The sequence below is a fragment of the Binatus sp. (SeqCode) genome, assembly GCF_050013435.1.
Classification (GTDB): Bacteria; Desulfobacterota; Binatia; order Binatales; family Binataceae; genus Binatus.
Genome location: NZ_JBEKFG010000146.1, coordinates 1 through 3,006, shown reverse-complemented (window position 1 = coordinate 3,006; position 3,006 = coordinate 1). Strand labels below are relative to the sequence as shown.

Annotated in this window: 4 protein-coding genes; all 4 read left to right on the top strand. The window is 62.1% G+C overall.

All coding sequences use genetic code 11. The features are described from left to right. On the top strand, positions 1 to 248 hold a 248-nt coding region (locus tag ABSB13_RS16990), incomplete at its 5' end, for a TCP-1/cpn60 chaperonin family protein (RefSeq protein ID WP_428110537.1). Positions 249 to 561: 313 nt separating this feature from the next. Beyond that, complete coding sequence (locus ABSB13_RS16985; protein ID WP_428110539.1) at positions 562 to 1,371, top strand: transglutaminase-like domain-containing protein; 810 nt, start codon at positions 562 to 564, stop codon at positions 1,369 to 1,371. Between the two features lie 90 nt (positions 1,372 to 1,461). After that, a complete protein-coding gene (locus ABSB13_RS16980) occupies positions 1,462 to 2,262 on the top strand; it encodes an N-formylglutamate amidohydrolase (protein WP_428110535.1) in 801 nt (266 codons plus the stop codon). A 489-nt stretch (positions 2,263 to 2,751) separates the two neighbouring features. Next, positions 2,752 to 3,006, top strand: a 255-nt coding sequence (locus ABSB13_RS16975; RefSeq protein WP_428110533.1) for a transglutaminase N-terminal domain-containing protein, incomplete at its 3' end; no start/stop codon positions are given.

Genomic DNA, 3,006 nt, shown 5'->3' with positions numbered 1-3,006 from the left:
CGGTCGTCGTGGGCAAGCTGCTCGACTCGAAGGAATATAGTTACGGCTACGATGCGCAGACTAGCGAATTCGGCGATCTCATGAGGCTCGGCATCATCGACCCGACCAAGGTCGTGCGCACCGCGCTTCAGGACGCGGCGTCGATCGCTGGCCTGATCGTCACCACAGAGGCGACCATCACCGAGCATCCGAGGAAGGACGCTCCTCAAATGCCGGGCGGCGGCGGCATGGGCGGCATGGATTTCTGAGGGCGGAAATTCGTAGAAGTGATGAATCCGAGGTTCTGGGGTTTTTCCCCAGAACCTCGGAGTTTGAGTGCGTCGCTCGCGTGACAGGCGCGAAGGTGGCGGAAATAGCCGCCGACAACGACCGACCATTGCGTCAAATTATATTTTGCGCGGCCGCCCTGAAGGCTTCGCTGACCGAGAGTTGCGTTTCTCGACGCCGAAAGAGGTTGAAGCAGCCATACGTCGGCGGCTATCGTCGAAGAACCGCGCGCCGGCCTTCACGCGCGGCGATCAAGAGCGCTTCGTGATCGACGCGCCACAAACAAGGCTAATCATGCAGATCCGTGTAGGCTATGAACTGATCTACGAGTGCCCGCAGCCGACGCCGATGCTGCTGACGTTGAACACTCACTTTAGCCGCGTGGCGGATATCGTCACTCCCGACCATATCGTCACCAGCCCCTCGGTCCCGATCGCGCCCTATCGGGACGAGTTCGGGAATTGGTGCAGCCGCATCGTGGCGCCCACGGGCCAGATCCGCATTTCGACGGATGCGGTGCTCAACGACAGCGGCTTGCCCGATCCGATCGAACCCAACGCATGGCAACACCCCGTGCAGGATCTTCCCGACGAGACCTTGGTGTTTCTCCTGGGAAGCCGCTACTGCGACACGGATCGAATGACCGAGATCGCCTGGAGCCTGTTCGATAAGGCGCCGATCGGCTGGGGGCGGGTCCAGGCGATCTGCGATTTCGTCCACAATCACATCGTCTTTGGCTACGAGCATGCGCGGTCGACGCGAACAGCCATGGAGGCGTTCCACGAGCGACGGGGCGTCTGCCGTGACTACACGCATCTCGCCATCACTTTTTGCCGCTGCATGAACATCCCCGCGCGTTATTGCACCGGCTATCTCGGAGACATCGGCATGCCGCCGCCTTATGCGCCGGGCGATTTCGCGGCCTGGTTCGAGGTTTTTCTCGGCGGGCGCTGGCATATCTTCGATGCGCGCAATAACGTTCCACGCATCGGACGGGTGCTGATCGGGCGCGGACGCGACGCCACGGATGTGCCGCTCAGCACCACATTCGGACCAAACGTCCTGAAGAGCTTCAAGGTTTGGACAGATGAAGTGCAATCGTGACGCCGCTATCGGAACGCGCCGAAACTTAGACGGCAGGAACAGAGCGATCGCCGGTCCGCGTGATCGCTGTCGTGACAAGCGCGGCCGCCGATGAACGAGACGGCCAACCGCCTGTTGGCGCCCGACGAGGCGCCGGCGATCACCGCGCGCAACAAGGATGGCCAGTCGCCGTTCCTGATCGTGGTCGATCACGCGGGCAATGCAATCCCGCGCGCGCTCGGGCGGCTCGGCGTCGCGCGGGCCGAATTGGAGCGCCATATCGCCTGGGACATCGGCATCGCCGCGGTTTCCCGATTCCTGGCGGACGCGCTCGACGCTGCCTTGGCGCGGCAGAACTATTCGCGTCTGGTCATCGATTGTAACCGCGCGCCGGGGTCGGAGACGTCGATTCCGGAAATCAGCGAGTTTACCCCGATCCCGGGGAACGTCGGCCTAAGCGAAAATCAAAAGCGCGCGCGCGTTCGCGAGATTTTCCGGCCCTACCACGATTGGATCGAAGCCGAGCTCGACCTGAGGGGGCAAGAGGGCCGACCGGTCGCGCTGATCGCGATGCACAGCTTTACGCCGGTTTTCAAGGGCGCGGCGCGGCCGTGGCACGCTGGCCTGCTCTACAACCGCGATCCTCGTTTCGCCGATATTCTGATGGCGTTGCTGAAACGCGAAGAAGGGCTCCTCATCGGCGACAACGAGCCCTATAGCGTGTCCGACGCGTCGGACTACACCATTCCAGTGCATGGCGAGCGACGTGGCCTGCCGCACGTCGAGATCGAGATCCGCCAGGATCTGATCGCCGACACGAGCGGGCAGCGGGCGTGGGGCGCGCTCCTCGCGCGGTTGCTGCCGCAGGCGTATCAAGAGCTTGTGGCGGGCGGCGTGCCCAAGTCTGCGTGAGGTCCAGCGCCCGCCCCACCACATCGCTATCAGTCTGGTTGTCTCACCGCTAGGAGGCGGTTTATCTGCTACCCAGATCGAGCCAAGCATTGCGACGCGCTGGGTTCCTACCGCGGGCGAGGCCCGTTCCGGCGCTCCCCACAAAGGAGCGTTAGGGACTCCATGCCAAGCTATGACCGTTTTTCGAGCATGCGGGGTATTTCCGGGAAGAAAATGTTATAAGTGCGGTGTGCGCAACAATCTAGTGAGAACCGGGCCCGTCGTGATCGCTTGCGGCTGCGACGCCGCCAAGGCGGCGTTTTTCATGGCGTTCGTGCGCACCATACAATGCATTTTAAGGTGATGACCGATGAGGCGCCTGAACCCAGGAATACGGGTGTCGATCCCCGGCGAGAAGCCTATCGATGCGCCGGCCTTTGCCTTAATGCAATGGTTGCGCTTCTCGCCGTTGCGTGACGTTCGAATTGGACGCTCTGTTCCCGGACGCTCATGACGCTCCTGTCCGTCCGCCACATCACGCGTTACGCCTACAAGGTTCCGGTGCGCTTTGGCGATCACCGGTTGATGTGCCGGCCGCGCGACAGCTTCGATCAGCGCCTGATCGAGTTCCGGCTTGACATCCTTCCGCAGCCCAAGGACGTGCGATGGCTACATGACACGTTCGGCAATTGCATTGCGGTCGCGAGCTTTAGCGGCGAAGCCGAAGAACTGGTGTTCGACACCAGGATCGTGCTCGATCATGAG